Source organism: Intestinimonas butyriciproducens (assembly GCF_004154955.1).
GTDB lineage: Bacteria > Bacillota > Clostridia > Oscillospirales > Oscillospiraceae > Intestinimonas > Intestinimonas butyriciproducens.
This window is the reverse complement of the sequence record NZ_CP011524.1, coordinates 312,058-337,985: the sequence shown is the minus strand read 5'-3', so window position 1 is coordinate 337,985 and position 25,928 is coordinate 312,058. Positions and strand designations below refer to the sequence as shown.

Genomic DNA, 25,928 nt, shown 5'->3' with positions numbered 1-25,928 from the left:
GCCTGGACCTTGACAGAAACAGACATCATCCTGTCCGTCCAGGACCTGGACGTGAAGTTTGACCTCCGGGGCCGCACCCTCCACGCCATCCGCGGCGTGTCCCTGGACGTGTACCGGGGGGAATCCCTGGCCATCGTGGGGGAGTCCGGCTCGGGCAAGAGCGTGTTCACCAAGTCCTTCATGGGCCTGCTGGACCAGAACGGCTCGGTCACCGGGGGGCACATCCTCTACGGCGGACAGGACCTGGCCGGATACGCCTCGGAAAAGCAGTGGCTCACCATCCGGGGCCGGGAGATCGCCATGGTCCTCCAGGACCCCATGACCTCCCTCAACCCCCTCAAGACCATCGGCAGACAGATCGAGGAGGCGGTGGTCCTCCACCAGGGCCTGAAGGGGGACGCCGCCCGGCGGGCGGTACTGGCGACCCTCTCCGACGTGGGCATCGACGACCCGGAGCACCGGTACGGCCAGTACCCCCACGAGTTCTCCGGCGGCATGCGCCAGCGGGTGGTCATCGCCATCGCCGTGGCCTGCCGCCCCAAGATCCTCATCTGTGACGAGCCCACCACCGCCCTGGACGTGACCATCCAGGCCCAGATCCTGGACCTGGTGAAGGCCCTCCAGAAGAAATACGACCTCACCACCATCTACATCACCCATGACCTGGGCGTGGTGGCCAACGTGGCCGACCGCATCGCCGTCATGTACGCCGGGGACATCGTGGAGCTGGGCCGCTGCGAAGAGGTGTTTTACGACCCCCGCCACCCCTACACCTGGGCCCTTCTGTCCTCCCTGCCCCAGCTGGGCGTGAAGGGGGAGCCCCTTTACTCCATCGCCGGTACGCCGCCCAACCTCTTCCACGAGGTAAAGGGGGACGCCTTTGCGCCCCGGAACCCCCAGGCCCTGAAGATCGACTTTGTGGCGCGCCCCCCCTATTTCGAGGTGAGTCCCACCCACAAGGCCCGGACATGGCTCCTGGACCCCAGGGCTCCCAAGGTGGAGCCGCCGGAACACATCCGCCAGCTGCGGGAACAGGGGGTGAAATTCCGTGCCCAGTGAGAACAGGGAAGTCCTTCTGGACGTCAAAAATCTGTGCGTGGACTTCGGCTCCAGGCGTCGTCCCTTCCACGCCGTCAGCGACGTGTCCTTTCAGATCTTCCGGGGGGAGACCTTCGGTCTGGTGGGGGAGTCCGGCTCGGGCAAGACCACCATCGGCCGCTCCATCATCCGCATCCATCCCACGGCCTCCGGCGAGGTGTGGTTCCAGGGGAAGCGGATCAGCGGCAAGATCAGCCGGGAGCTGGACCGGGAGGTCACCCGGAAGATCCAGATGATCTTCCAGGACCCCATGGCCTCACTCAACGAGCGGGCCAAGGTGGACTACATCGTCTCCGAGGGGCTTTATGCCCAGGGGGCCCGCCTGCCGGAGGAGGAGCGGAAGGCCAGGGTGGCCAAGGCCCTTTCGGACGTGGGCCTGCTCCCCGAGTTTGCCAGCCGCTTCCCCCACGAGTTTTCCGGCGGCCAGCGCCAGCGCATCGGCATCGCGCGGGCCCTCATTCTGGACCCCGACTTCATCGTGGCCGACGAACCCATCTCCGCTCTGGACGTGTCCATCCGTGCCCAGGTGCTCAACCTGATGTCCCAGCTCCAGAGGGAGCGGGGCCTCACCTATCTCTTCATCGCCCACGACCTGTCTGTGATGCGCTTCATCTGCGACCGCATCGCCGTCATCTACAAGGGCCGGCTCCAGGAGCTGGCCGGGGCGGAGCAGCTCTTCGCCCACCCCTTCCACCCCTATACCCGGGCCCTCCTCTCCGCCATCCCCCAGCCCGACCCCGTCTCGGAAAAGCAAAAAAAGCTGGTGGTCTACGACCCCTCCTGCCATGGCTACGACGATTCCAATCCTCCCCTGTGGGAGGAGCTGGAGCCCGGCCACTTTGTCCGGGGCAGCCGGCGGGAACTGGACGGCTACCGGGCTCAGCTCTGACCCCGGATCCCCGGCGGCGCCCCCGCGCGGCTCACGCCTCGCGGGGGGCCATTTCTCTCTTTTGAGGTGAACCATGATCACGCCCAATCCACTCTACCCCGGGGCAAAGGTCGCCCTGGTCTGCGCCTCCTCCGCGGTGCCGGAGGAGCGCCTGGCCCCCGCCGTGGAGGCGGTGCGCGCCCTGGGCCTCCAGCCGGTGGTCTACCCCTCCTGCTATTATGAAAACCGCCACGGCTACTTCGCCGCCGACGACGCCCAGCGGGCCGGGGACCTCCAGTCCGCCTTTGCCGACGACACCATCGCCGGGGTGCTGGCTATCCGGGGCGGCTACGGCGCCCACCGCCTTCTCCCCCTGCTGGACCTGGACGCCATTGCCCGCACGCCCAAGCTTTTCTGCGGCTACAGCGACGTCACCGCCCTCCATACCGCTTTCAACCAGTGCTGCGGCTTCGTCACCTTCCACACTCCCATGCCCTCCACCGAATACTATCAGCCCGTGGACGGCTACACCGCGGCCTGCCTCCGCCGCGCCCTCTTCGGCCCGGTGGATGGCCCCCTGGAGAATCCGGAGGGCATGGCCATGACCGCGCTCCAGAGCGGCTCCGCCGCCGGGCTCCTCTGCGGCGGGAACCTCTCCCTGCTGTGCGCCTCCCTGGGCACCCCCTGGGAGATTGACACCCGGGGCAAGCTTCTGTTCCTGGAGGACATCGGTGAGCAGACCTATCGGGTGGACGCCATGCTCACCCAACTGCGAAACGCCGGTAAATTCGACGATTGTGCCGGCGTGCTGCTGGGGGCCTGGACCGACTGCGTGCCTGAATACCCGGAACGCACCCTCACGCTGCCGGAGATCTTCTCTGAGCTCATTGTCCCCGCGGGAAAGCCGGTGCTCTCAGGCCTTGCCTGTGGGCACACCCTGCCCACCATGTCCCTGCCCCTGGGGGCCAGGGCGGCCATGGACACCGAGCTACGCCGAGTGGAGGTGCTCTCCCGATGACACCTGCGGAACTGAGCGCCTATCTGGCGGCCGAGATCGCCGCCTTTCCTGGCAAGACCTCCCTGCTGGTGGCCGATCTCCCCACCGGCGCGGTCCGTCATGCCTGGCAGCCGGAGGAGCCGGTCCCCTCCGCGTCCACCATCAAGGTCCCCATCCTCCTGGCCGCCCTGGAGGAGGTGCGTCTGGGCCGGCTCTCCCTGGAGCAGCGAGTGGTGCTCCCCGCCGCGGCTCTGCTGCCCGACACCGAGGTGTTTGACCGGGGGGAGACGGACTGCTCCCTGTGGGAGCTCCTCTATTGGATGACGGCCCTCAGCGACAATACCGCCACCAATGTGATCCTGGACCTGCTGGGCCTGGACGCCGTCAACAGGTACGCCACCCGGGTGCTGGGGCTCCGGCACACCGTCTGCCGCCGGAAAATGCTGGACGCCGCCGCCGCGGCTGCCGGGCGGGACAACCGGACCTCCGCCGCCGACCAGTGCCGCCTCTACCGGCAGCTCTGCCTGGGACGGCTGCTGACCCCCCGTCTCACGGAGACCGCCCTGGATCTGCTCCGCCGTCAGCGGTGCATGGACGCCGCCCTGCGTTATCTCCCCTACCCGGTGGACTTCGCCCACAAGACCGGCGAGCTGGACGGCGTGACCCATGACGCCGGGGTATTCTTTCAGGGGAGCGGGGGCTACTACCTGGGAATCTTCACCTGGGAGGGCCCCAGCCCCGACGGCGACCCGGAACAGAAGCGCTACATCGGCCGCCTGGCCCGGGCCATCTATGAGACTTATCTGTGAGGTGCTGTTATGAAAGCCATCGTCACTTCCCCTATCTGCCCCCTGATGACCCGGCCCTCCCACCAGTGCCGGCGCGGGGATGAGGCCCTCTTCGGCATGACCCTGGAGGTGCTGGAGGACACCCGCACCGGCTGGTATCAGGTGGAGGCCCCCTACCGCTACGGGGGCTATGCCCCGGCGGAGTGCCTTCTCTTCGGGGACAGCGGCATCCGCCGCTGGGCCGACCTTCCCAAGCAGGTGGTCTGCAAGGCCATCTGCGACGTGCTCTCCGGCCCCGCCGTGGAGTTCTGGCCCCTGGTCACCCTGACCCGGGGGGCGTTGGTCTCCCCCGTAGGAGCGCCCGACGAAAAGGGCTGGCAGCGGGTGGTCCTCCCCGACGGCCGGGAGGGGTATACAAAATGTAGTTTTCTCTGTGAATATTACAAAAAATCCTTTCCTGCCGAGGAGAACGCCTTTCGGGCTGCGGTCACCGCCACCGCCCGCTCCTATCTGGGTGTCCATTACCGCTGGGGCGGCAAAACCCCCATGGGCATCGACTGCTCTGGCCTCACCTCCATGAGCTACCTGCTCAGCGGCGTGGTCATCTACCGGGACGCTGAGATCCGGGAGGGCTTCCCCGTCCACCCCATCCCCCGCTCCTCCATGCGCCCCGGCGACTTGCTGTACTTCCCCGGGCACACGGCCATGTATCTGGGGGAGGGCAGGTATATCCACTCCACCGCCCGCTGCGGCAGCGACGGCGTGGTGATCAACAGCCTCCGCCCGGAGGACCCGGATTACCGGGAGGATCTGGACAAGGGCATGACCGCCGTGGGCAGTATTTTTTGACGGAGCACCCCGCCCGGGCTCCCGCTTCGCGCGGTCTTTCTTGACAGCACGGCGCCGGGGCTGGTATACTTGCCTCCCATCCCATGTTCAGAAAGGAGCTTGTATGGGCTTTTCCATTGAGACCGGCGTCTCCGCCGTCACCGTCTTTCTCCAGGGGGTTCTGAGCTTTTTCTCCCCCTGTGTCCTGCCCCTGGTTCCCCTCTATATCGGCTATCTCTCCGGGGGTGCCAGGACCGTGGAGCCGGACGGCTCGGTCCGCTACCGCCGGAGGCGGGTGCTGGGGAACACCTTTTTCTTCGTCCTGGGGGTGTCCTTCGCCTTCTTCCTTCTGGGCCTGGGCTTTACCGCCGCGGGCCGGTTCTTCTCCCGGTATCAGTCCCTCTTCACCCGGGCGGGCGGCATTCTGGTGGTCCTCTTCGGCCTCTACCAGCTGGGCATTCTTGGGCAGTCCCGGCTCATCGCCTCCGAACACCGCCTCCCCTTCCGGCTGGACCGCTTCACCATGGGGCCACTGGCCGCCCTGCTGCTGGGTTTCACCTTTTCCTTTGCCTGGACTCCCTGCGTGGGGCCCGCCCTGGCCTCGGTGCTGCTGCTGGCCTCCTCCGCCGCCTCTGCGGCCAGGGGGTTTGCCCTCATCGGGCTCTATACCCTGGGCTTCACTCTGCCCTTTCTGGCCGCAGGCCTCTTCACCGGCACTCTGCTGGACTTTTTCAAGCAGCACCAGAAGGTGGTGCGGTATACCGTCAAGGCGGGCGGCGTCCTCATGGTGCTCATGGGCGTCATGATGTTCACCGGTTGGATGAACGGCGTGTCCTCTTACCTTTCCCGCTTCGGCGCCGCCGGGACGCCTCCGGCCGCCGGGAGCCCATCCTCTCCCGCCGTCACGGCCTCCCCCACGCCTTCGCCCTCCGTCCATCCGGAATCCACGGCCTCCCCGGCCCCGGTTCCGTCCCCCGACTTTACCCTGTACGACCAGAACGGCGTGGAGCACACCCTGTCCGACTACCAGGGCAAGACCGTCTTTCTCAATTTCTGGGCCACTTGGTGCCCACCCTGCAAGGCGGAGATGCCCGACATCCAGGCCCTCTATGAGGACTGGGGTGAGAACGGCGGGGAGGTGATCGTCCTGGGGGTGGCCAATCCCAAGACTGACGATTTCCCCTATAACCAGGACGTCACCCGTGAGGAGGTGGAGACCTTCCTCAGTGACGGCGGCTACACCTATCCGGTGGTGATGGACCTCACTGGGGACGTCTTTTCCGCCTATGGCATCCGCGCCTTCCCCACCACCTTCATGATCGCCCCGGACGGCAGCGCCTTCGGCTATGTCCAGGGGGGCATCAGCCGGAAGATCATGGACAGCATTGTAGAGCAGACCCGCACCGGCGTCCGCGAAGCGCAAAAATAGACCGGCCTTGCCGGCGTTAAAAACAGCATTGTGCCCGGACGGAATCCACCGTCCGGGCACAATGCTGTCTCTGCTTCCGCTTCTTGTCCCGCAGGAAGATGTGCTTTGTATGGGGGGCGACGTCTGCCCCACGTCTCCCCCGGAAAAGGCTCCGCCTTTAGGTCGCATCCCATATCGAAGTATTTTGGCTCATAGTACTAAAGCAGGGTGGGTGTTCCATGGAACACCCACCCTGCTTTATATCTTGTAAGCGGCATTTGGATGTGATACAATGTGAACGATAAATCGGGAGTTGTACAGGAGAATGTAAATGGATGTTCGTTTAATACAGATAAATGAAGATAATTTTATCGATGCATTTAATTTGAAACTGGAGGAAGAACAGGAACTATTTGTTTCACATCCTATTAGAAGCCTCGCGCAGGCATATGTGTATTATAAACAATGTACTCCATTTGGAATATATGATGGAGATAAAATAGTGGGATATGTAATGGTCATTTATGATTATGACATCCCAGAATATGATATATGGCATATGATGATTGATAAGTCTGAACAGGGTAAGGGATATGGGAAAATTGCATTACAGAAAGTGATTGATTATATTCGCGAAAAACCTTTTGGAAATTCTGATCGTATAGCACTCACCTGTAATAAAAGGAATCAGGTTGCTCTGAAAATATATAAAGAAGCAGGATTTGAGCCAACAGGAAATAGTGATGGAGATGAGATTGAACTTGCCATCCAATTAAGTTAACTAGAAGAAATAGGGTAGGTGTTCACAAATTTTTTGTCAATATGATACCAAAGAGGCGGGTAGTTTATGAAACTACCCGCCTCTTTTACTTGATTCTTTATAAACTTTGGGCCGCCTTGTAACAACCCCCATACTTCCTTATCATTCTGTGCCTTTCCCGGGGACCCCGTCCTTTTCTTCCTCGGGCGGAGTGAATCCGCCCTGCGGCAAGGTGGGCCGCCTGCTGCGGCCCGCCTTGGGCGCGCCTTACGGCGCGAGGGCGCTCCGCGCCCGGTGGACGTGCGGCCACTCCGCTCCCCCTCTACTTCCGCTTCTTGTCCCGCAGGAAGATGTGCTTCGTATGGGGGTTCGACGTCTGCCGCACGTCCACCTCGAAGCGGTCCAGGCTCTTGATGAGCTGGGTCAGTTTGGAAAAACCGTAGTTCCGGGGATCAAAATCCGGCTGCTGCCGGATCAGCAGGTTTCCCAGCTCCCCCATAAAGGCGTATCCGTCTTCGTCGGCGATCATATCCAGGGCGCCGGCGATCAGCTCCTCGATCTCCGGCGGGACCTTCCTCTGCGGTTCCTCCGGAGCGGGCTCCGGTTCCGGCGCGGCGGGGGGCTCCGGGGCCGCCTTCTTCTTTCCCTTCTTGCCCGCCTTGGTCCCCTCCGCCGGGGCGGGCACCGCCTCCGGTTCCGGCGCGGGCTCCGGCTTAGCCGCCTTGTCCTTGGCGGCGGCCCGAATGACCTCGATATAGATGAACTTGTCACAGGCCACGATGAAGGGACTGGGCGTCTTCTTCTCCCCCATGCCGATGACCTTCTTGCCCGCCTCACGCAGCCGGGTGGCCAGACGGGTGAAGTCGGAATCACTGGACACCAGTACGAAACCGTCGCACTGTCCGGTATAGAGGATGTCCATGGCGTCGATGATCATAGCCGAATCAGTGGAGTTCTTTCCGGTGGTATAGCTGTACTGCTGGATGGGGGTGATGGCGTTCTCCAGCAGGATCGGCTTCCAGGAGGCCATATTGGGGGTGGTCCAGTCCCCGTAGATGCGCTTGATGGTGGGGGTACCGTAGACGGCGATCTCGGCCATCACGTCCCGCATGGCGGTCCGGGAGGCGTTGTCCGCGTCAATGAGCACCGCCAGGCGCAGGCTCTGGTCGTTTGACTGCTCCATATCCGCCCTCCTCAGCCGTCACTGAGCACGAAGTGGTAGAACCGCAGCATCTCATACCAGTCGTCGGTGGAGAAGCACACGCTCTTTCCATCTTCCAGCCGCGCCCCGGGGTAAAAGCTCTTGGAGTAGGCCGTCCGGTGCTCCCGGAATCGGATCTCGCTGTCGAACCGCTCCGGCATGGGCACCTTGCACTTGGCGCCCCGATGCACCGCCTCCTTGGCTCCCGCCCGGATGCGTTCCACGGCCACGTCGGGGTGGATGGAGATCACGCCACCGCCCACGCCCCGGTTGACCGGCACGGCCACGATCTCGGGGATGAACTCACGGGCAAAGGCGCACAGCTCCTCGTCGCCGGAGAGGAATACCGCAGGCACGCCGTAATATCCGGCGGTATAGGCGTTGATGAGGAACTCGCTGGCCCGCACACCGTTGAGGAGCACATGCTCGTTGCGCAGGTTCATGGTGTGGGAGAGGGGATTGCCGGGGCAGGAGGCCCAGGCGTGATAGCCGGTGAAGAGGACGGCGCCGTAGTCGTCCCTGTCCAAGCCGGACATCATGGACAGGGGGTCTCCCGTCCAGCCCCGGAGGATCCGGATGCACTCGGGCAGCTCCGCGGCGTCGATGTTCCGGGCGGAGTCGTGGGCGTCCTTGAGGAAGATCTCCCCGGCCCCCGCGTCCAGGGCCCCCTTGCAGGCGGCCTTGACCTCCCGGGTCATCTGCTTCTGAAAGGGCTTGTAGTCGTCCATGGTACACCGCTCGGTCTCCGCCCAGTCGGTGATCCCGCAGGTACCCTCGATATCGGCGCTGATAAATACCTTCAAAGTACAGCACTCCTTTTCTTTTTTTCGTCTCTTTCTGGAATCAGTATAGCATAAAGAGACGGCTTTGCATATGCGGCCGAGCAAAAAAGTCGCCCGCCGGCGCAGACTTTCCGGGGCATTTGATTCCATGCGGGGCGGGCTGTCGCCCGCTCGCGCTCCCCCACCGCAGGCCATGAGCGCTCCCTAGCATACAGGGTTTTCGACAGACAGAGCGGACCTCCTGCCCAACCATTGGACAGGAGGTCCGCTGTTCTATCCTTTTGCGTCAGTTGAACTCCCAGGGGCTCACATACTTATGGGAGCTGGTCGCATACCCGTTTTCATATTTTACCGTCATATACAGGGGTTCCCCATGATTCACCAGCTTCACATAGCAGACGCCGTCTTCAAATCTGTCTGTGATGTCAAGGCTCTGGTCGAACCAGTGGAGCCACACGGACCCATCCTCCTCGTACTGCACATCCGGCTCCGTGAGCTGCGCCATGAGGTCCTCCTCCGATACGGGGATCTCTGTCCCGTCAGGCGCAAATGCCACGCCTCCGCCGCTCTGATGCCGCACATGCCCCTCGCCGTCGGTATATTCCATGCGGTAGCTTCCGTTTCCGTCAAATTGAATCGTGGCCGCTGTTTGGTCTCCGTGGATCCAGACCTGAACGGCGCGCTGAATTCCACCCGCATCTGCGGCATATGCGGCCGCGGCGCCTCCCACGAGCGCTGCACAGACGGCAACAACGGCGGCCATTGTTCTAAACCGATGCTGTTTTGCTGTTCTTTCCATTTTTTCTGCCTCCAAAGAAAAATTATCAGAGGCATGAACCGCCGAAAACGCCTGCTTGTATTTTTCCCTATTCGTCATCTTCCCATGCCTCCTTCAATGTGTTGCGGAGCGACATCCTTCCGCGTGACAGCCTGACCTTCACATTGCCCGGCGTTATTTTCAGAATGTCCGCAATTTCCTTTACCGAATAATCTTCATAGTAAAACAAGTGGACCACGATACGATACTTTTCCGGGAGTTTCATCACCGCCTCAAACAATTCCGACGACTCCTCCGACTGGAAGGCCAGGGTTTCCATGTAGTCCTCCAGCGGGAGCGCGTTTCGCCTGAAAAAAGTATTGTTCTTGTTCTTCGCCTTGTTGATCGCCACGCGGAGCAGCCACGCACGGATATGCTGCTCCGTCTCAAATTCTTTTTTCTGGGACCAATACTGAAGAAAGGTATCCTGAACAACATCCTCGGCATCCTGCGCATTTTTACATACGTTAAATGCCGCTGTATAGAGATTGTTCCGATATTTTTCAATCAGCATCTTGAGGGGTGGTTTCATATAGCATGCTCCTTAACCCGGTTGAAAAGCCTTTCATCCATAATACAAAGTAGCGGAGTGAAAGGTTACAAAGCGCCGCTACCGTCTTTTCCTCTGCCGTGGCGGACAAAGGCCGCCGCTTCTCAAAATGAGGGCGGCCGTTTTTTCTTTTGCCTGCAACTTTTTCCGCTCTCCCAGCGTCTAAGAAACACAGAAAGCCCACATATTTCCTCCCGCGTCTCTGCGGCAGCATTCATTTCTTAAGTTTTTCTTAAGCCGCTATAAAAGCTGTTACAAAACGCCCTTCTTCATCGTTATAGAGGTAGAAACCTTTTCCAGAAGCGAAGAAAGGAGGCGCTGTCCATGGCGCGCCATACCCGGCTGCACTGGGCTCCGGCGGCGGCGATCCTGATCCTGTGCGCCGCTTTCGCGTGGTTCTCCCCCCGCAGTACGCGGGACATGCTGCCACTCTCCGCTGAGGGGGGGGATGTGCGCGCCCTGACGGTCTCCGGCGACGGCACCCTGCGCGCTTTCGCGCTCCCCGCCTCCGGACTACTGTCCTCCGCGCTGGCGGACAGCGCCTGCGTCCGCCTCCCCACCGCCCTGCCCGGCCCCTTTACCGGGGATATCTGTGTATCCGCCGGCGGCATGTGTGCCTGGATCACCCCCCGCGGCGCCTTTCTCAGTCCCGCGGACGGCGATTCCGGTTGCTATATGATCCTGGGCTCCGGTCCCGCGCTCTATCAAAAGATCCAGGATCTGATTCCCTATAATGTTTGAAAAGAGGGATTTCCTGTGCACACTCTCAGAAAACGTATTTTCTGTACCCTGACTGCCATGGCCCTGCTGGCCGCCGGCTCGGCGGGCCTGTTATTCTGGGCGGACGGCCAGTATGCCGCCCGCCTGGCAGAGGAGACCCGGACCCGGTTCGAGGGCGGTGTGCTGATGGACGAGACCTTTTCGCCCCTGCCCCCCTCCGACTCCGTCCTGCTCTTCCAGAGGGCCGCCTCTCCCATCCGGCCCCTGTCCCTGAACGCCAGCTCCTCCGGAGATGCGTCGGTGCTGATCCCCTACCTCCCGGATTACGGCTCGGATCTCTCCCTTACCGTGCCGGAGGCGAGGCGCTGGCGTCTTTCCTACCGCACCCTGGACGGTCTGGAGGTGACGGCGGACTACACCCATGCTGGCCAGGAGGCGCTGACCGTCTATCTCCCGAAGGCCGACCTGGAGGTGCATCTGGCCGGCAGCGGCGATCAGGCCGCCATGGCATACATCCCCCATGCCCGCCGTCCGGCCACCCCCGCCCAGCTGTGGACGGCCCTGACCGCCGAACTCTCCTACCGGTTATAACGGCAAAAAGCCGCAGGACCCCCTCATCTGAGGATTCTGCGGCTTTTACTTTTAGGGTCTGTTTTCACAGCACCGGGACCGTTCCGTCTCCGACACACCGCCCCAGGGACAGCGGCCCCGGTACGTTGGGACGGGGCGCAATTTTTGGCCCGGGCAGCGGCGGTCAGCTCCTGGCCCGTTGGATGAGCTCTTTTGCCTCCTCTTTCTTCAGCACTCTGCCGCAGGACACCACCTGTCCATCCACCACCAGGGCCGGCGTGGTCATCACTCCATAGGAAGCGATCTGTGCAAAGTCCGTCACATGGTCCACAGCGGCATCCATGCCAAGTTCTGTCAATGCGGCGCGGACGGACGCCTCCAGCGCATTGCACTTTGCGCATCCGGATCCCAGCACCTTGATTCCCGCGCTTGCCCTCCCGGCGCCGCTGCCTTCGCAGCGGCGCGTATTTGTTTCCGCTCTCTTTTTTTTGAACAGTTCCATTCCCAATGGCCTCCCATCTTTATATCAGCAAATATTCCAGGGCATTGAACAGATAGCCCACAGCCAGAATTCCCCCGGCGCAGATGCCGACGAATATCCCCAACAGCTTCGGTTTGACCGCCTTGCGGAGCATGATGATGGACGGCAGGCTCAGGGTCGTAACCGCCATCATAAAGGCAAGGACTGTTCCCAGCTGCGCCCCTTTTCCCAGCAGTGCCTCCGCCACGGGAATCGTACCAAAAATATCGGCGTACATGGGCACACCGACAATCACGGCAAGAAGGACGCCAAAAGGATTTCCCCCACCCAGGATACCCTCGATCCACTGTTCCGGAATCCAGTTGTGGATGACCGCGCCGATCCCAACACCGGCCAGAATATAGGGGGCCACTTTGCGGAATGTGGCAGCAACCTGCTCACCGGCATACTCCAAGCGCTCCCGCCGGGTCAGTGAGGGCAATTCCGCGTCCACCCGGCCGGCAGTTCGAATAAAATCCTCCACATATTCCTCCAGATGGAGCCGTTCGATCAGGGTCCCGCCCACCACCGCAATGGCCAGTCCGACGGCCACATAGATCACCGCGATCTTGCCCCCAAAGATGCTGGTCAGCAGGATCAGGCTACCCAAATCCACCATGGGCGAGGAGATCAAAAACGAAAACGTCACGCCCAGCGGCAGTCCTGCGCTGGTAAATCCGATAAAAAGCGGGATCGACGAGCAGGAGCAAAAGGGGGTCACCGTGCCCAGAAGGGCGGACGCCATATTTGCCCCCAAGCCGTGAAAGCGCCCCAGCAGCCTCCTGCTGCGCTCCGGCGGGAAGTAGCTCTGGATATAAGAAATCATAAAAATCAGCAGGCACAGCAGCAAAGTGATCTTGATTGTGTCGTACAGAAAGAACTGGATGCTCCCGCCCCAGCGGGAGGCAGGGTCCAGTCCCAGGGCAGACACCCCCCGCCCGATCAGCACATTCAGCCACTCCATCCCCAGGACCTGTTCCTGTATCAGCCGTCCTGCGGCCTGTAGCCACTGCATCATGGATTCCTCCTTTTTATGTCCATTAGATCAAATTTTTTTGATGTATTTCCGTCAAAGCTCCCTGCCCCATCAAGCAGGGCTATCACACCTCTGGTCATCAGGCGCCTTTCGACTGCCGGTGCGCAGCTCCGGACTGCCCTTCCGCCTCGGAGCAGCGCTCTTGCGTGGCATATGGCGTCGTCAGCTGCAGCAGCAGCGCCGCAGCAGCCTGGCCGCCTGTTTCGCTCAGGCGGTAATGGGTCCATTTTCCCTCCTGGCGACTGGTCACCACCCCGGACGCGCATAAAATTTTCATATGATACGACACTGCGGACTGCCCCATATCCAGCCGTTCCATCAGCACGCAGGCACATTTCTCGCCGCTGCGGAGCAGCGCGAGAATGGCTAGACGGTTGGGATCGCCCAGCGCCCTAAACAGTTTGGCATTTTTCTGGTGAATTGCTTCCAATCTCATCACATCACATCACATAAAAATTTTTTGATATGAAAAGTATACCCATCCCCCTGGGCTATGTCAACCCCTTTCACGGGGTGCGGATCATAAAAGCCCGCCCCGGAGCATAGCTCCGGGGCGGGCCCTTGTACTGCCTGGATTCAGACGTCGTCCTCAATGAGGCCGTAGCCGCCGCCGTTGCGGGTATAGACCACGGAGAAGGCCCCGTCGGCATCGGCGTTCTTAAAGGCGAAGAAGGTGTGTCCCACCAGATTCATCTGGAGCACCGCCTCTTCCACCGTCATATGCTTGATGGGGAACCGCTTGGTCCGCACGATCCTGAACTCGGACTCCTCCTCCTCGGGTGCGAAGTCGGAGACTTCGGCGGCGTCCACCGTGCGCTCGAAGGCGTCGGTGCGCAGACGCTTTTCCAGGCGGGCCTTGTTCTTGCGGATCTGGCGCTCCATGCCGGAGACACAGGCGTCAATGGATGCGCGCATATCGGAGGTACTCTCCGAAGCGCGGAGGATCATGCTGCCGGAGCGGACCGTAATTTCGCAGACGTTCCGGTCCTTTTCCACACTGAAGACGACAGATGCCTCGCCTTCCGTCTTGAAATAGCGGTCCAGCTTGCCTACCTTCTTTTCCGCATAGGCATGGACGGACGCGGGCAGAGTGACCTTCTTGTCGGTGAATACGAACTTCATTCGATTCAGCTCCTTCTTTCGTCCCCTCACGGGGACTGTGGTAACCGGGGGCAGTCCATTCCGCCCTTCGGTACCTTTATTATACCAGCATCTCTACGGAAAGTCACCTGGATTTTATGAACTTTATACAAATTCTGTCCCCGCTCCTCCGTCCCATTGCCCAAATCGGCGGTCACTTCACCTGGATACCGTTGATAAAGACATGTTCCACACTTCCCGTCCACTCCAGCGGGTGGCCGCTGGTCACCACCACGTCGGCGTCCTTCCCGGGCGTCAGGGAACCCACACGGTGAGCCACACCAGCCAATCGGGCGCCGCCCAGAGTGATGGCCCGCAGCGCCTCTTCCGGCTCCAGGCCGCCCCGGACGGCAATGGCCGCGCACAGGGGCAGATACTGGATCGGGGTGACGGGGTGGTCGGTGCAGATGGCGATCTCCACCCCCGCCTTTGCCAGGCGGGCGGGGTTTTCAATGGTGAGGCCCGCCAGCTCGGGCTTGCTGCGGTCTGTGAGAATGGGCCCGGTGATAACGCCTACGCCCTCGGCGGCCAGCAGCTCGGTGACGCGGTAGCCCTCGGTGCCGTGGACCACCACGAATTGCAGTCCGTACTCCCGGCAGATCCGCACCGCCGTGGCGATATCGTCCGCCCGGTGGGCGTGGATATGGACGGGCAGCTCTCCCCGCAGCACGGGGATCAGCGCCTCCAACCTGGGATCATAGCCGGGCGCATTGGTGCCCGCCTCGGTATCCGCCTTGTCCTGACGGTCCATATACTCCAGCGCCCGGGCCAGCTCCGTGCGAATGACAGACGCGGTCCCCATCCGGGTGGTGGGGGTCTCCTTTCGCCCGTTGTACACCGTTTTGGGATTCTCGCCCAGAGCCATTTTCATAGTGGCCGGCGCCTTGAGCACCATTTGATCCACCCAGGCGCCCAGGGTCTTGATCACAATGCCCTGTCCGCTGATGGGGTTGGCGCTGCCCGGCCCGGTGAGCACCGTGGTGACGCCCCCCTCCCGCGCCTCCTGGAAGCAGCGGTCCAGAGGATTCACCCCGTCGATGGCCCGCACATGGGGGGTGCAGGGGTTAGTGGCCTCGTTGCCATCGTCGCCCTCAAACTTCAGGGCGTCGCCGAACAGCCCCAGGTGACAGTGGGCATCCACAAAGCCGGGAACGATGTGCCCGCTCTTCACGTCCAGGGAAGGGCCCTCGCAGCCCTTCGGCAGCGCCTCCATAGGGCCGACGCCTTTGATCTTGCCACCCTCCAGCTCCACATATCCATTGGGGATCACCGGAGCGTCCACCGGGTGCACCACACCGTTGAAAATCAGCATTGTCTCCTCCGCCTTTCAAAATTTTAGTTGACATTTTTAGGAATATATGTTACTCTCTGTCTGTACAGAGTCCTGTCCCTCCTACCGGCTGGACTCCTGCCATTCTCCCACGCAAGATCCTTCCTTTGGGCGCGCCTTATCGGGCGCGCCCGCTTTCTTTTGCGGCGGATATACCGCTGTGCCTTTCTCTCCCACACAGAAAAAATGCGCGGCTTGTCCTTCAGCCGCGCATTTTCCTCTGCATTCTTATTTCCGTCCGCCGCGGCGGGAGCTTCTCTTCTCTGTGTACTTCATCTCCGACAGCTTGCTGTCGGAGGCCTGCATGAAATGCTTGAGCCGTTCCTCAAAGGACTCCGGCTCACTGGGCTGCCTGGAAAATCCGCCGGACCGCCCGCCGCCCTGCCGCGGCGCATAGCCGCCCTGTCGGGGACCGCTGGGCCGGGGTGCAAAACCGCCCTGGCCGCCCGCGGGGCGAGGCGGCCGGGGAGGGGGATCCATGGCCTTTTTGATGGACAGATTGATGCGGTTGTTTTCATCGATTCCGATGACCTTGACCTTGACCTCCTGTCCCTCGGTGAGATGGTCTTTCACATCGTTCACATAGGAATAGGCGATCTCAGAGATGTGCACCAGACCCGAGCGTCCGCCGGGCAGTGACACAAAAGCGCCGAATTTTGTGATGCCTGTCACTTTTCCTTCTACAATAGAACCTACACCAAACTCCATACTGCTCCCAAAATCCTCCTTGAATATTCGCCTGAATCTCTTTAGGGCTTGTCTGAATATGGACCGTGTGCCCGGCGCCGAAGCACTTTGCCCCCGGCAAGCGTTCCCTCGCCGGGGTCCCGGCGGACCCCGGCGGAAATCGGCGCCCGACCGGGGGACAAAAGACCCGGCATTCGGACGGATGATCCATTTCAAGCAAGCCCTAGTTGGTGATGATAAAGACTTTCTCTCCGGGCGCCACAAGGCCCAGCTTATCCCGGGCGATGTCGGCGATGCGGTCGGGGTCGTCCGGATTTGCTACGTCCTCGGCCAGTTCGGCGTTGATCTGGGTCTGCTCCGCCACCTGCTGGCTCAGCGTGTCCCGCTGGGCCTGCGCCTCCTGGATCTGGCCCTGGAGGTTCAGCAGGGCCGTCGCCATGTAGATGAGCAGAGCCAGAACCACCACCTTTGTGAGCAGTCCGGCCTTTTTTGTTCTGATCACGTCGTGCGCCCTCCCCTCCTCCCGCCGCCCGGCGGGTCAAGTCTTCCATCTCTTCGGGTATCAGTTTAATATTATACCATCTTCGGCCATAATGGAAGTGCTTCTTTGCAACTTTTTCAATTTTTTTACTGACATGCCCCAGCAGGACCAGGGGAAATGTGCAGAGCTTCCAGAGAAAAGCGATCCCGTCGGCCACCAGACCGGCCAGAAAGAGGGCCGGACGGCTCAGCGCCAGAAAATAGACGACCGCTCCCAGGAAGAGGGCCAGCACCATATAAATGCGCAGCTGCCCGCCCCCGGCGGCGATGGCATAGAGAAAGAGCCCCGCGGTGACCAGAGCCCAGAAGAGGAGATCCAGCGCGGAGCCCAGCAGGGGGAGCCGGACCCGCCGCCGGAGGATGCGGAACAGATCATATACCAGGCCTAGCGCCGTCCCCAGGCCGGCGGCGCCCAGGAACGTAAGGGCCTGGTCCAGAAGGTCGACGCCCATCGCGTGGACCTATCGGAACAGCCGGGCCAGGAAGCCGCCCCGTTCGCCCCCGTCGTCCTCATAGGTCAGGGAGTCCACGCTTCCCTCCACCTTCAGGTCTCCCCCGTCCAGACTCAGCTTTTCGATGTGGAGGTCCTCCCCCCGCACCACCAGGGTCCCCTTGCAGGTGCTCATGACAATGCTGTTCTCGTCGAAGCTCTCCACCTCCTCCACCCCGGATACGGACAGAGATTCCCGCCCCTCCAGAATCACATGATGGGGCGCAGTCTCCGCCCGGAGCTTCTTCTCCTCGTATTGCATCCTTCTCCCGCCTTTCCCAGCAATGGCTTTCTGCTGTAACCATGTATATGGGACAGGGGCCGCGGATATGCAGAGGCGCCCCCGTTCTATGAGAACGGGGGCGCCTCTGCCTGCCGAAAAACCTGTATGTTAGGGATCCTTGCGGTCTGCGGCAGGGGAGCGCGAGGGGCGACGCCATCCGCGGCTTTCAAATCCCTAGTTCGTCGCGGCGGCAGTCCCCGCCGTGGGCCCCAGCGCCTTCCGCAGAGGCCGGTATACGGCCGCGGTGGCGGCAATCTTCAATGCGTCTCCAGGGAGGTACACCAGCATCCCGATCTGCGCCACGGTCCAGGCGGACAGCCCCTTCCCCAGATAGACGTTCAGGATGAGATACATATACGGCAGCCCCACCAGGTAGAGCACACCCAGCCCGACCAGACACGCCAGGACCACCCGCGGGAGCTTCGCCTCCCCCTCGGTCAGTTTTCCCATAACCCAGGCGGAGGGGATCAGCCCCAGCAGAAATCCGAAGCTGGGCTGAAAGACGTAGCCCAGTCCGCCCCCCATGGTGAAAATGGGCAGGCCCACCAGGCCCAGCACCACATAGGCCGCCTGGGACAGCGCCCCCCACCTGGCCCCCAGAAGTACGCCCGCCATGGCGGTAAACAGGAATTGCAGCGTGACGGACATCGCCCCCAAAGGAAACTTGAGGAAGGCCCCGATGGCTGTCAGGGCAGAGAAAAGGGCGGCCAGGATCAACATGCGGGTGTTGGTTCTCATTGTGTACTCTCTCCAATCGTAAACCAATTTTTTATTGTAGGTTTACAATATCACATTTTCCCCCGATTGTAAACTGTTATTTTTCATTTGGTTGACGTATCCTCCCTTCCGGGGATATAATATCCTTGATACACAAGGCGGAGGTCCGCCTTCTCCCTGCCGGATCGGCCGCAGGGCGGCTCATTCCGCGCACGGAAAATGGAGAGGACAAAAGGGGGCTCGACTATGCTACAAGATGAAATTCTCACGCTTCTTCGCTCCGGCGGCGGGGCCTATCTCTCCGGTGAGGCCATGAGCCGGAAGCTGGGGGTCAGCCGCGCGGCGGTGTGGAAGGCGGTGGACGCCCTCCGGCGGGAGGGCTATGCCATCTCCTCCGGCTCCAACCGGGGCTATCGGCTGGAGTCGGCGCCGGACACCCTGCGGGCGGGGGAGCTCTCTCAGGCCCTGGCGGGGCGCCTGGTGGGAAGCAATCTGGCCTGTCTGGAGACGGTGGACTCCACCAACAACGAGATCAAGCGCCGGGCGGCCAACGGCGCGCCGGAGGGACTGGCCGTCCTCACCGATGAGCAGACCGGCGGCCGCGGCCGCCGGGGAAACACCTTTCAGTCCCTGAAGGGCAAGGGGCTCTATTGCTCCATCCTCCTGCGGCCCCGTCTGGTGCTGGACCTGGACAAGCTCAGTACGCTCACCGCCTGGGTGGCGGTGGCGGCCAGCCGCGCGGTAGAGGCCTGCTGCGGGCTCCGCCCCGGGATCAAGTGGACCAATGACCTGGTCCTGGGCGGGCGGAAGCTCTGTGGCATCCTCACCGAGCTGGAGCTGGAGGCCGAGACCGGGGAGCCCTCCGCCGTGATCGCGGGCATCGGCATCAATGTCGGACAGACCGACGGGGACTTCGGCCCGGCACTCTCCCGGGTGGCCACCTCTCTGGAGCAGGAGCTGGGCTCTCCCGTCCGCCGGGCCGACCTGGCCGTGTGCCTGCTGCGGGCGTTGGACGACATGTACGCCGCCTTCCCGGCGGCGAAGGCCGACTATCTGGCGGAGTACCGCGCCCGGTGCGTTACCACCGGGCACGAGGTCTACCTAGTCCGCGGAGAGGAGCGCCTCCCCGCCTTTGCCGAATCCGTGGACGAAGACTTCGCCCTCCTCTGCCGGATGCCGGACGGCTCCCGCCGCCGGGTGACGGCGGGAGAGGTGTCGGTCCGGGGGCTGATGGGCTATGTGTGAGAGAGGGGGAAGCACCGTTATGCATGCCGCACAGCGTCGGGATGCCCTGTTGGAGCTGCTCCGCACCTCCCGGGGGCCGGTGAGCGCCACGGCGCTGGCCCGCCGCTTTTCCGTCAGCCGTCAGATTATCGTGGGAGATATCGCCCTCCTCCGGGCTGGCGGGGCGGATATCGCCTCCACCCCCCGGGGCTATGTGATCCCCGCCCAGGAGGATACGGGCCTTACCTGCACCCTGGTCTGCCGCCATACCGCCGCCGATCTGGAACGAGAGCTCAATCTCATGGTGGACAACGGCTGCACTGTGCTGGACGTGGTGGTGGAGCACCCGGTCTACGGCCAGCTCTCCGGCCAGCTCCAGCTCTCCTCCCGGTATGATGTGGCTGAGTTTATACGCCGGGTAGAGAAGGAACAGGCCACTCCTCTCAGCGCCCTCACCGGAGGGGTCCACCTCCACCGCCTCCGCTGTCCCGACGAGGCGGCCTGCCGCAGGGTGTGCCAGGCATTGGATGAGGCCGGATTTCTGGTGAAGGAGTAAGCCTGGACCGAGGCGAGGCGGTGCTTCTCCTCCGGCGCCGGACCCCATGACAGTCGGAACCTGCGCTTGACAAATCCTGCACAGACGCTATAATAGGGCATTACAGGTGTCAAGACACCTGTAATGCCCTATTTTTCCGGATCCCATCTATTAAAGGAGTGGTCCCATGGACGGATGCAAGTCTTTCCTCGCCCGCAAGAATATCGTAATCTCCGCCAAACGCTACGGCATTGACGCGCTGGGCGCCATGGCCCAGGGGCTTTTCTGCTCCCTGCTCATCGGCACCATCATCAAGACCCTGGGCCAGCAGCTTGGCCTCCCCTTTTTGGTGGACATCGGCGGCTACGCCTCGGCCATGTCCGGTCCGGCCATGGCCGCCGCCATCGGGTACGCCCTTCAGGCGCCGCCTCTGGTATTGTTCTCCCTTATCGCCGTGGGCTCCGCCGCCAATGGTCTGGGCGGCGCGGGGGGGCCGCTGGCCGTGCTGGTCATCGCCATTTTGGCCGCAGAGGTCGGCAAGGCCGTCTCCAAGGAGACCAAGGTGGACATTCTGGTGACGCCCCTGGTCACCATCTGCGTGGGCGTGGCCCTCTCGGCCTGGTGGGCCCCGGCCATCGGGGCCGCGGCCTCCGCCTTCGGTCAGCTCATTCAGGACGCCACCGTGCTCCAGCCCTTCTGGATGGGCATCGTGGTATCCGTGCTGGTGGGCGTCGCCCTGACCCTCCCCATCTCCTCCGCGGCCATCTGCGCCGCGTTCAACCTCACTGGGCTGGCCGGGGGCGCCGCCGTGGCCGGCTGCTGCGCCAACATGGTGGGCTTCGCCGTGCTCTCCTTCCGGGAGAACCGCTGGGGTGGCCTGGTGAGCCAAGGCATCGGCACCTCCATGCTCCAAATGCCCAACATCGTTCGGAATCCCCGCATCTGGCTTCCCGCCATCCTTACCTCCGCCGTCACCGGCCCCATCGCCACCTGCGTGTTCCGCCTGGAGATGAACGACCCCGCCAGCGGCGTGGCCTCCGGCATGGGGACCTGCGGACTGGTGGGGCAGATCGGAGTCTACAGCGGCTGGGTGAATGATGTAGCCACCGGCGTCAAGGCCGCCATCACCCCCTTTGACTGGCTGGGCCTGATCCTCATCTCCTTTGTCCTCCCCGCCGTGCTCTGCTGGGCCTTCGGTCTCTTCTTCCGCAGGATCGGCTGGATCAAGGAGGGGGACCTCACCCTCTCTTAGGGCCTGTTTGAAAATGGCCGACACGCCCCTGCACATTCCTCCAGGTCTGCGTCAGCCGTCCGTAAAGATCTGGCAGTAATAGTACAGTCCGCTGTCCGAGCGGGCTACCCCCACTCCGATACGGGTAATCTCCGGGTTGACCATATTCTGATAGTGCCCGCTGGAATTTTCCCAGACCGTCACCGCCTCTCGGGCGGAGAGGGCGGAGACCATGGCCAGGTTTTCGGAGGCGTATCCGGTAAGCCGGTCTCCCAAGACGGTGTAAAACGGTCCTCCGTCGGGGCGCACATGGTTGTAGTTGTCCAGATCGTCCATGGCCGCGCACTCCTCGGCCCGGATCTGGGCGGCCGCCATCAGGGTCTCGTCCGTCTCCAGTGGGGCCTCGCCGGCCTCCTGGCGGAGCCCATTGGTCAGGGCCACAAGCTCCTGCCGCGCCGCCTCCAGCCCGTCGGGCGCCTCCGCCTTCTCCCGGCCCGTCCACCGGAAGGTCTGGTCGTACCGTGCCAGCATGACCGCGGCCTCCGCCCGGGTCACACCGCCCTCCGGGTCCATGGTGGTCTCCCCGGTACCTGTCAGGATGCCGTTGGGACAGGCCCAGCCCAGCACCGCCAGCCGGACCTCCCCGTCCACCCCTTCCATATCGGAAAAGGGTCCTGCCGGGGCCTCCTCCGCCGCCGGGCTGTCCCCCGTCAGCAGGGCAAAGCGGTAGAGCATGACCGCAAACTCCCCCCTCTGAACGGCCTCATCGGGCTTGAGCTCCCCTCCGGTCGCCGCTCCGCTGTCCGGATACAGCCCGCTCTGATAGGCCCAGGTCACCGCGTCCCTGTAATAGGCCCCATCAGGTACGTCGGAATAAGTCCCGGAGCCGGTGACGGCAGGGGCCCCCGCGTAGCGGTAGAGCACCTCTGCCAGCATGGACCGGGTCATGACGGCATCCGGGATAAAACGATCCCCACCCGCGCCCTGAAACAGCCCCTTCTCCGTGACGTAGGCCACGCTGTCGCGGGCCCAGTGGCCCTCAGGCACATCGGCAAAGCCGGCGGCCAGGGCCGGTGACGCCAGCCCGGTCCAAAGGCTCAGTGCCAGGCCCAGGCATGCGATCTGTCTTTTCATACTGCCTCTCTCCCTATAAAATAAGCTGTGCCCGGACCTTTTTTCACGGTCATACCGCGTGCAGACTGCGGCCGGGTCCCCGCTCTTCGGCGGGGGCCCGGTTGTTTCATGGCCCGTCCATTCGCGCCAGCAGCCCATGCGGCCGCGGGGATCAGGAGGTGCAGCCCCAGAAAGCCCAGGTCCGCCAGGCAGATCGTCAGGAGACACCGCTCTGCGGCTCCCCCAGGGAAAAGGGACAGCAGTCCATAGAAAAAACGGCGGGCATGCCCCGTGTACAGGCCGTACCCGCCCAGCAGCACGGCCACAGCCGCCGCAGAGCGCCGGCAGGGCCTTTCCGCCCTGCCTCCACTCCCGTCCCCAGGTCAGCCGGAGAGGCCGTTGGACTGCCGCTCCATGTTCTCCACTACAATGTCGTGGATCTCCCCCAGGGAAGCACAGTACTCCAGCACCGCCCAGGGGACGTTGGTGTGGAAGTGGATCTTGACCAGCGACTCATCCCCCACCGCCAGCAGGCAGTCCCCCGGGATGTGGGCCTGAATGTAGTCGTGGATGTCGTCTTCCGAGAGGTCTTCCCCCTCGATGAGCAGTTGGGTGTCGAACGGATAGTCCAGCATGGCCGTACCGGCTCCTTTCATTGGTTGAGTTCATACTGCTCCACCAGCCGGACGGAGTACTCCAGGCAGGCTCCCTCCCGGTCCGCCTGGAAGAGGATGCTCTCGCCCACGTCCAGGGCGTCCCGGACGGCCAGCAGATCGTCGGTGGTGTTCAGCTCGGTGCCGTTGGCGGTGAGGAGGATATCCCCCGCCTGCACCTTGTCCGCGGCGTCCGAGCCAGCCTGGACGGCATCCACCAGCAGGCCGCAGGCCACTCCCCTGGCCTCCTTCTCAGAGGGGTAGAGCCCCCGCACCGTGACGCCCAGGGTGGGCCGTCCGGTGACGTGGCCGCTCTGGATGAGGGAGTCCACCACCGGCTTCACCGTGGCGGTGGGGATGGCGAAGCCCAGCCCCTCCAGGGTATTGCTGTCGGCGTCGGTGGAGACCAGCTTCATGTTGGTGATCCCGATGACCTGCCCCCGGTCGTTGACCAGAGCCCCCCCGGAATTGCCGGTATTAAGCGCGGCGGTGGTCTGGAGGAGGGTCATTGGGTTACCGTCCACCTCCATGTCCCGGTTGATGGCGGAGAGGATGCCGTCGGTCATGGTGCCCCGCAGCTCCTCTCCCATGGGGTTGCCGATGGCCACCACCGCGTCCCCCACCACCATGTCCTCGGAGTCCCCGAAGGCGGCGGGGGTGAGCCCCTCGGCCTCGATCTTCAGCACGGCCAGATCGGTGGTGCTGTCGCTTCCCACCAGCTTTGCCTGGAACCCGCGTCCGTCCTCCAGGGAGACGTCCACCCGAAAGGCCCCGTCGATGACGTGGGCGTTGGTGATGAGGTAGCCGTCCCCGCTCATCAGGATGCCGGTGCCCTGGCTCACGCCCTGGAGCGTGCCCTTCGCCACCGTGGCCTGGATGGATACGATGGAGGGGATGACCTTCCGATAGATGTCCTGGAGGCGCATCCCCTCTCCCTCCGGCTTGGCCTCCAGGGAGAGCACGGTGCCGTCCCCGGTGGGCGCCCGCTCCAGTTCCGCCTGAAAGGAGAGGGAGGGAGTGACGGAGGCCTGCCCGCCTCCGGAGGGATAGAACGCTCCCGCGTCCACCAGCGGCTGTGCCCGCAGGGCCAGCAGCACCGCCGTCCCTCCCAGCACCAGGGTCAGGGCGGCCAGGACCAACGCCGCGCCCCGCTCGGACTTTCGGCGGGTCGGTCGCACCGCCGGTCCTGCATGGGCGGCGGGCTGCTGCTCCCCTTCCCGCCGGCCGGGCGGCTCCTGCGGTGCGGGCCGGACCGCTGGGGAGCCTTCTCCGGTGTTCTCCTCCGGGGGAGGATCAAAATAATACGGATGCATGGATTCTCCTCCTTCCAAAATGCCCGCTCCGGGGCGGGGGCCCGCCGGCCCCCTACGCCAGCGTCAGCGTGAAGGTGAACTCCGTCACCCCGTCCGCACTGGTCACGGTGATGTTTGCCCCACCCGGCTTCACGCCGGGCAGGGGCCCCTTTTTTCTTCCTCGGGGCAAATCAATTGCCCCTGCGGCAAGGCTTTGGCCTTCGGCCAAACCGCTTGTGGCGGCTTGCGCCGCATCCCTGCTCCGCAGGGTCGCGAAAACATCCTGCCCGCCGGCCCCCTACGCCAACGTCAGCGTGAAGGTGAACTCCGTCACCCCGTCCGCACTGGTCACGGTGATGTTTTCGTGGTGGTTGTTGAGGACAGTCTTGACAATATAGAGCCCCAGGCCCACGCCCTCCCGGTCCACGCTTCTTGAGCGGTCCGTCTTGTGGAAGCGGTCAAAGACCAGGGGGAGCTCGTCGGGCGGGATGGTGTCCCCGTGGTTGCGGACCGAGACATAGGCCTTGCCCGCCCGGGTGGTCACTGTGATGCCCAGGGTGCTCTCCTCATAGGAGAACTTGATGGCGTTGTCCAGCAGATTATAGCACACCTGGGTGATGGCGTCCGGATCGCCCCAGACCTGGACCGGATCATCCGGAAGCTGGGTGTCCACATCCAGATGCTTGTCGTTGATCTTGGTCTCCAGGCTCACCAGCACCCGGAGCATAACCTCAGAGACGTCGAACTGCTCCTGGGGCGTGACATACTCGGCGGACTGGAGCCGGGAGAGGTCCAGCATTTTCCGCACCAGCCGGGACAGGCGCTTGGTCTCTGAGGAGATGACCTTCAGATACTCCCGCTCCCGGTCGGGGGGAATGGTGCCGTCCAGGATGCCCTCGGCAAAGCCGGAGATTGTGGTCATGGGAGTCTTGAGCTCATGGGAAATGTTGGCCACGAATTCACTTCTCCGGGCCTCGGATTGGGCGATGTTGTCCGCCATGGCGTTGAAGGCCTCGGCCAGCTCCCCCACCTCGTCGCAGCGGCCGCCGCAGCTTACCCGGGTCTCATACTCCCCGTGCCCGAACTTCCGCACGGCCTCCGCCATATCCTTGAGGGGCCGGGTCATCCGGAGGGAGGTGACGGAGCTGGTGATAAAGGCCACCAGCATGACCACAACGGCGGTAAAGAGGAAGATGTTGGCGAAGGCCCGCCACATCTCGGTGATGCTGCCGGCCTCGGCGGAGACAAAGACCAGAGCCACCACCTGCTGGCCGCCTTGGATGGGCAGCAGCACAGGGGCCCCCGCCACGTACCGTTTTTCGGGAAAGATCCCCTCCAGATCGCTCATGGCTCCGAAGGTTCCGGTGGTGTAGATGGTCTGCACCACGCCGCTGGGGATGTATTGTCCCACCATGCCGCTCTGCTCCCCGGTGCTGTCCCCGGCATAGATGATCTGTCCGTCCTGCATGGTGAAGAGAACGGAGGCGTCCGTCACCTCCGCCACAGCCTCCACCGTGGGCCGGAAGAGGGCGGCCTTCATGGAAAAGCCGCCCAGCTCCTCGCTGCTGGTGATGGCCTCTCCGGCTACCCCGGCGATGTAGTCGGCGTTGTGCCGCAGGGAATTCTGGCGTTCGCTGACGGTGTAGCGGTAGGAGAGGGTGATAAAGGCCGCGCCCAGCAGCGCGAAAGACACCAGGATCACGCCCGCCATGATGGCAAACTGCCGCTTATAGAGACTTTTCAGAGGAAA

29 protein-coding genes and 1 pseudogene are annotated in these 25,928 nt (G+C 62.9%); 12 read left to right on the top strand and 18 right to left on the bottom strand.

From position 1 onward, the window contains the following. Window positions 1-9: 9 nt before the first annotated feature. From SRB521_RS01630 to SRB521_RS01600, 7 genes are all read left to right on the top strand, one after another. The gene (locus tag SRB521_RS01630; protein WP_075705162.1) at window positions 10-1,059 is read left to right on the top strand and encodes an ABC transporter ATP-binding protein; all 1,050 of its coding nucleotides are present in this window, start codon (window positions 10-12) and stop codon (window positions 1,057-1,059) included. After that, entirely contained in the window at window positions 1,049-1,987 is a 939-nt protein-coding gene (locus SRB521_RS01625) for an ATP-binding cassette domain-containing protein (protein WP_075705161.1), read from the top strand. Before SRB521_RS01630 ends, SRB521_RS01625 begins: the two co-directional genes overlap by 11 nt. Before the next feature lie 73 nt (window positions 1,988-2,060). Then, the gene (locus tag SRB521_RS01620; protein WP_058116946.1) at window positions 2,061-2,984 is read left to right on the top strand and encodes a S66 peptidase family protein; all 924 of its coding nucleotides are present in this window, start codon (window positions 2,061-2,063) and stop codon (window positions 2,982-2,984) included. Further along, window positions 2,981-3,772 carry a serine hydrolase gene (locus SRB521_RS01615; protein WP_075705160.1) on the top strand — a complete coding sequence of 264 codons (792 nt, stop codon included), beginning with the start codon at window positions 2,981-2,983 and terminating at the stop codon, window positions 3,770-3,772. The genes SRB521_RS01620 and SRB521_RS01615 overlap by 4 nt, the downstream gene beginning before the upstream one ends. A gap of 9 nt (window positions 3,773-3,781) precedes the next feature. Continuing rightward, window positions 3,782-4,600 carry a C40 family peptidase gene (locus SRB521_RS01610; protein ID WP_075705159.1) on the top strand — a complete coding sequence of 273 codons (819 nt, stop codon included), beginning with the start codon at window positions 3,782-3,784 and terminating at the stop codon, window positions 4,598-4,600. A gap of 103 nt (window positions 4,601-4,703) precedes the next feature. After that, window positions 4,704-6,008 (top strand): redoxin domain-containing protein, encoded by a 1,305-nt coding sequence (locus SRB521_RS01605; RefSeq protein WP_116721510.1) that lies wholly within the window; start codon window positions 4,704-4,706, stop codon window positions 6,006-6,008. 310 nt (window positions 6,009-6,318) lie between these two features. Next, window positions 6,319-6,768 carry a GNAT family N-acetyltransferase gene (locus tag SRB521_RS01600; protein ID WP_058116943.1) on the top strand — a complete coding sequence of 150 codons (450 nt, stop codon included), beginning with the start codon at window positions 6,319-6,321 and terminating at the stop codon, window positions 6,766-6,768. A 301-nt stretch (window positions 6,769-7,069) separates the two neighbouring features. Here SRB521_RS01600 and SRB521_RS01595 read toward each other — a convergent pair whose 3' ends face one another. The 4 genes from SRB521_RS01595 to SRB521_RS01580 all read right to left on the bottom strand — a co-directional run bounded on the left by SRB521_RS01595 (window position 7,070) and on the right by SRB521_RS01580 (window position 10,079). Continuing rightward, the gene (locus SRB521_RS01595; protein WP_058116942.1) at window positions 7,070-7,930 is read right to left on the bottom strand and encodes an NYN domain-containing protein; all 861 of its coding nucleotides are present in this window, start codon (window positions 7,928-7,930) and stop codon (window positions 7,070-7,072) included. Between the two features lie 11 nt (window positions 7,931-7,941). After that, on the bottom strand, window positions 7,942-8,751 hold the full coding sequence (locus tag SRB521_RS01590; protein WP_075705156.1) for a M55 family metallopeptidase: 810 nt from the start codon (window positions 8,749-8,751) through the stop codon (window positions 7,942-7,944). A 265-nt stretch (window positions 8,752-9,016) separates the two neighbouring features. Further along, window positions 9,017-9,529 (bottom strand): hypothetical protein, encoded by a 513-nt coding sequence (locus tag SRB521_RS01585; RefSeq protein ID WP_242943981.1) that lies wholly within the window; start codon window positions 9,527-9,529, stop codon window positions 9,017-9,019. 67 nt (window positions 9,530-9,596) lie between these two features. Next, entirely contained in the window at window positions 9,597-10,079 is a 483-nt protein-coding gene (locus SRB521_RS01580; RefSeq protein WP_033119140.1) for an RNA polymerase sigma factor, read from the bottom strand. Between the two features lie 342 nt (window positions 10,080-10,421). Here SRB521_RS01580 and SRB521_RS01575 point away from each other — a divergent pair, with 342 nt between their 5' ends. Both SRB521_RS01575 and SRB521_RS01570 read left to right on the top strand, forming a co-directional pair. Further along, entirely contained in the window at window positions 10,422-10,838 is a 417-nt protein-coding gene (locus tag SRB521_RS01575) for a hypothetical protein (protein ID WP_075705153.1), read from the top strand. A 15-nt stretch (window positions 10,839-10,853) separates the two neighbouring features. Beyond that, complete coding sequence (locus SRB521_RS01570) at window positions 10,854-11,408, top strand: hypothetical protein (protein ID WP_075705152.1); 555 nt, start codon at window positions 10,854-10,856, stop codon at window positions 11,406-11,408. A 163-nt stretch (window positions 11,409-11,571) separates the two neighbouring features. On the opposite strand, the gene SRB521_RS01565 is transcribed toward SRB521_RS01570, so the two are convergent. The 10 genes and pseudogenes from SRB521_RS01565 to SRB521_RS01520 all read right to left on the bottom strand — a co-directional run bounded on the left by SRB521_RS01565 (window position 11,572) and on the right by SRB521_RS01520 (window position 18,151). Then, on the bottom strand, window positions 11,572-11,889 hold the full coding sequence (locus tag SRB521_RS01565) for a thioredoxin family protein (protein WP_075705151.1): 318 nt from the start codon (window positions 11,887-11,889) through the stop codon (window positions 11,572-11,574). 19 nt (window positions 11,890-11,908) lie between these two features. After that, window positions 11,909-12,922, bottom strand: a complete 1,014-nt coding sequence (locus tag SRB521_RS01560; RefSeq protein ID WP_116721511.1) for a permease — start codon at window positions 12,920-12,922, stop codon at window positions 11,909-11,911. Between the two features lie 100 nt (window positions 12,923-13,022). After that, entirely contained in the window at window positions 13,023-13,379 is a 357-nt protein-coding gene (locus SRB521_RS01555; RefSeq protein ID WP_371824764.1) for an ArsR/SmtB family transcription factor, read from the bottom strand. A 140-nt stretch (window positions 13,380-13,519) separates the two neighbouring features. Then, the gene (hpf, locus tag SRB521_RS01550) at window positions 13,520-14,065 is read right to left on the bottom strand and encodes a ribosome hibernation-promoting factor, HPF/YfiA family (RefSeq protein ID WP_033119137.1); all 546 of its coding nucleotides are present in this window, start codon (window positions 14,063-14,065) and stop codon (window positions 13,520-13,522) included. A gap of 172 nt (window positions 14,066-14,237) precedes the next feature. Next, window positions 14,238-15,395 carry an amidohydrolase gene (locus tag SRB521_RS01545; RefSeq protein WP_116721512.1) on the bottom strand — a complete coding sequence of 386 codons (1,158 nt, stop codon included), beginning with the start codon at window positions 15,393-15,395 and terminating at the stop codon, window positions 14,238-14,240. A 246-nt stretch (window positions 15,396-15,641) separates the two neighbouring features. Then, window positions 15,642-16,121, bottom strand: a complete 480-nt coding sequence (locus tag SRB521_RS01540; RefSeq protein WP_033119135.1) for a S1 RNA-binding domain-containing protein — start codon at window positions 16,119-16,121, stop codon at window positions 15,642-15,644. Window positions 16,122-16,323: 202 nt separating this feature from the next. After that, window positions 16,324-16,602 carry an FtsB family cell division protein gene (locus tag SRB521_RS01535; RefSeq protein ID WP_227152170.1) on the bottom strand — a complete coding sequence of 93 codons (279 nt, stop codon included), beginning with the start codon at window positions 16,600-16,602 and terminating at the stop codon, window positions 16,324-16,326. 280 nt (window positions 16,603-16,882) lie between these two features. Further along, window positions 16,883-17,092 (bottom strand): annotated as a pseudogene (gene yabQ / locus SRB521_RS16845) (spore cortex biosynthesis protein YabQ); the annotation flags it as partial. Between the two features lie 9 nt (window positions 17,093-17,101). Further along, window positions 17,102-17,392 carry a sporulation protein YabP gene (yabP, locus tag SRB521_RS01525; protein WP_033119134.1) on the bottom strand — a complete coding sequence of 97 codons (291 nt, stop codon included), beginning with the start codon at window positions 17,390-17,392 and terminating at the stop codon, window positions 17,102-17,104. A gap of 195 nt (window positions 17,393-17,587) precedes the next feature. After that, entirely contained in the window at window positions 17,588-18,151 is a 564-nt protein-coding gene (locus tag SRB521_RS01520) for a biotin transporter BioY (protein WP_075705147.1), read from the bottom strand. Window positions 18,152-18,376: 225 nt separating this feature from the next. Between SRB521_RS01520 and SRB521_RS01515 the strand changes: the two genes are divergently transcribed. The 3 genes from SRB521_RS01515 (at window position 18,377) to SRB521_RS01505 (ending at window position 21,141) form a co-directional block, all read left to right on the top strand. Next, window positions 18,377-19,375 (top strand): biotin--[acetyl-CoA-carboxylase] ligase, encoded by a 999-nt coding sequence (locus SRB521_RS01515; protein ID WP_075705146.1) that lies wholly within the window; start codon window positions 18,377-18,379, stop codon window positions 19,373-19,375. Window positions 19,376-19,394: 19 nt separating this feature from the next. Continuing rightward, on the top strand, window positions 19,395-19,910 hold the full coding sequence (locus SRB521_RS01510; RefSeq protein WP_058116933.1) for a transcription repressor NadR: 516 nt from the start codon (window positions 19,395-19,397) through the stop codon (window positions 19,908-19,910). 166 nt (window positions 19,911-20,076) lie between these two features. After that, window positions 20,077-21,141, top strand: coding sequence for a PTS sugar transporter subunit IIC (locus tag SRB521_RS01505; protein ID WP_116721513.1), 1,065 nt, complete (start codon window positions 20,077-20,079; stop codon window positions 21,139-21,141). A 51-nt stretch (window positions 21,142-21,192) separates the two neighbouring features. On the opposite strand, the gene SRB521_RS01500 is transcribed toward SRB521_RS01505, so the two are convergent. The 4 genes from SRB521_RS01500 to SRB521_RS01485 all read right to left on the bottom strand — a co-directional run bounded on the left by SRB521_RS01500 (window position 21,193) and on the right by SRB521_RS01485 (window position 25,889). Continuing rightward, window positions 21,193-22,254, bottom strand: coding sequence for a CAP and S-layer homology domain-containing protein (locus tag SRB521_RS01500; protein ID WP_165366520.1), 1,062 nt, complete (start codon window positions 22,252-22,254; stop codon window positions 21,193-21,195). 362 nt (window positions 22,255-22,616) lie between these two features. Next, window positions 22,617-22,868, bottom strand: coding sequence for a kinase to dihydroxyacetone kinase (locus SRB521_RS01495; protein WP_075705142.1), 252 nt, complete (start codon window positions 22,866-22,868; stop codon window positions 22,617-22,619). 17 nt (window positions 22,869-22,885) lie between these two features. Then, window positions 22,886-24,199, bottom strand: a complete 1,314-nt coding sequence (locus SRB521_RS01490; RefSeq protein ID WP_075705141.1) for a S1C family serine protease — start codon at window positions 24,197-24,199, stop codon at window positions 22,886-22,888. Window positions 24,200-24,476: 277 nt separating this feature from the next. Further along, a complete protein-coding gene (locus SRB521_RS01485; protein ID WP_242976503.1) occupies window positions 24,477-25,889 on the bottom strand; it encodes a sensor histidine kinase in 1,413 nt (470 codons plus the stop codon). Window positions 25,890-25,928 lie beyond the last annotated feature (39 nt).

Excerpts from the sequence above, each read along its gene's own strand:
- SRB521_RS01575 (WP_075705153.1), top strand. The coding sequence starts at position 10,422 with ATGGCGCGCCATACCCGGCTGCACTGGGCTCCGGCGGCGGCGATCCTG.
- SRB521_RS01500 (WP_165366520.1), bottom strand. The coding sequence starts at position 22,254 with ATGAAAAGACAGATCGCATGCCTGGGCCTGGCACTGAGCCTTTGGACC.
- SRB521_RS01595 (WP_058116942.1), bottom strand. The coding sequence starts at position 7,930 with ATGGAGCAGTCAAACGACCAGAGCCTGCGCCTGGCGGTGCTCATTGAC.
- SRB521_RS01510 (WP_058116933.1), top strand. The coding sequence starts at position 19,395 with ATGCATGCCGCACAGCGTCGGGATGCCCTGTTGGAGCTGCTCCGCACC.
- SRB521_RS01585 (WP_242943981.1), bottom strand. The coding sequence starts at position 9,529 with ATGGAAAGAACAGCAAAACAGCATCGGTTTAGAACAATGGCCGCCGTT.
- SRB521_RS01610 (WP_075705159.1), top strand. The coding sequence starts at position 3,782 with ATGAAAGCCATCGTCACTTCCCCTATCTGCCCCCTGATGACCCGGCCC.
- SRB521_RS01485 (WP_242976503.1), bottom strand. The coding sequence starts at position 25,889 with ATGGCGGGCGTGATCCTGGTGTCTTTCGCGCTGCTGGGCGCGGCCTTT.
- SRB521_RS01620 (WP_058116946.1), top strand. The coding sequence starts at position 2,061 with ATGATCACGCCCAATCCACTCTACCCCGGGGCAAAGGTCGCCCTGGTC.
- SRB521_RS01520 (WP_075705147.1), bottom strand. The coding sequence starts at position 18,151 with ATGAGAACCAACACCCGCATGTTGATCCTGGCCGCCCTTTTCTCTGCC.
- SRB521_RS01505 (WP_116721513.1), top strand. The coding sequence starts at position 20,077 with ATGGACGGATGCAAGTCTTTCCTCGCCCGCAAGAATATCGTAATCTCC.
- SRB521_RS01615 (WP_075705160.1), top strand. The coding sequence starts at position 2,981 with ATGACACCTGCGGAACTGAGCGCCTATCTGGCGGCCGAGATCGCCGCC.
- SRB521_RS01490 (WP_075705141.1), bottom strand. The coding sequence starts at position 24,199 with ATGCATCCGTATTATTTTGATCCTCCCCCGGAGGAGAACACCGGAGAA.
- SRB521_RS01545 (WP_116721512.1), bottom strand. The coding sequence starts at position 15,395 with ATGCTGATTTTCAACGGTGTGGTGCACCCGGTGGACGCTCCGGTGATC.
- SRB521_RS01565 (WP_075705151.1), bottom strand. The coding sequence starts at position 11,889 with ATGGAACTGTTCAAAAAAAAGAGAGCGGAAACAAATACGCGCCGCTGC.
- yabP (WP_033119134.1), bottom strand. The coding sequence starts at position 17,392 with ATGCAATACGAGGAGAAGAAGCTCCGGGCGGAGACTGCGCCCCATCAT.
- SRB521_RS01495 (WP_075705142.1), bottom strand. The coding sequence starts at position 22,868 with ATGCTGGACTATCCGTTCGACACCCAACTGCTCATCGAGGGGGAAGAC.
- SRB521_RS01555 (WP_371824764.1), bottom strand. The coding sequence starts at position 13,379 with ATGAGATTGGAAGCAATTCACCAGAAAAATGCCAAACTGTTTAGGGCG.
- SRB521_RS01515 (WP_075705146.1), top strand. The coding sequence starts at position 18,377 with ATGCTACAAGATGAAATTCTCACGCTTCTTCGCTCCGGCGGCGGGGCC.
- SRB521_RS01560 (WP_116721511.1), bottom strand. The coding sequence starts at position 12,922 with ATGCAGTGGCTACAGGCCGCAGGACGGCTGATACAGGAACAGGTCCTG.
- SRB521_RS01605 (WP_116721510.1), top strand. The coding sequence starts at position 4,704 with ATGGGCTTTTCCATTGAGACCGGCGTCTCCGCCGTCACCGTCTTTCTC.
- SRB521_RS01600 (WP_058116943.1), top strand. The coding sequence starts at position 6,319 with ATGGATGTTCGTTTAATACAGATAAATGAAGATAATTTTATCGATGCA.
- hpf (WP_033119137.1), bottom strand. The coding sequence starts at position 14,065 with ATGAAGTTCGTATTCACCGACAAGAAGGTCACTCTGCCCGCGTCCGTC.
- SRB521_RS01580 (WP_033119140.1), bottom strand. The coding sequence starts at position 10,079 with ATGAAACCACCCCTCAAGATGCTGATTGAAAAATATCGGAACAATCTC.
- SRB521_RS01540 (WP_033119135.1), bottom strand. The coding sequence starts at position 16,121 with ATGGAGTTTGGTGTAGGTTCTATTGTAGAAGGAAAAGTGACAGGCATC.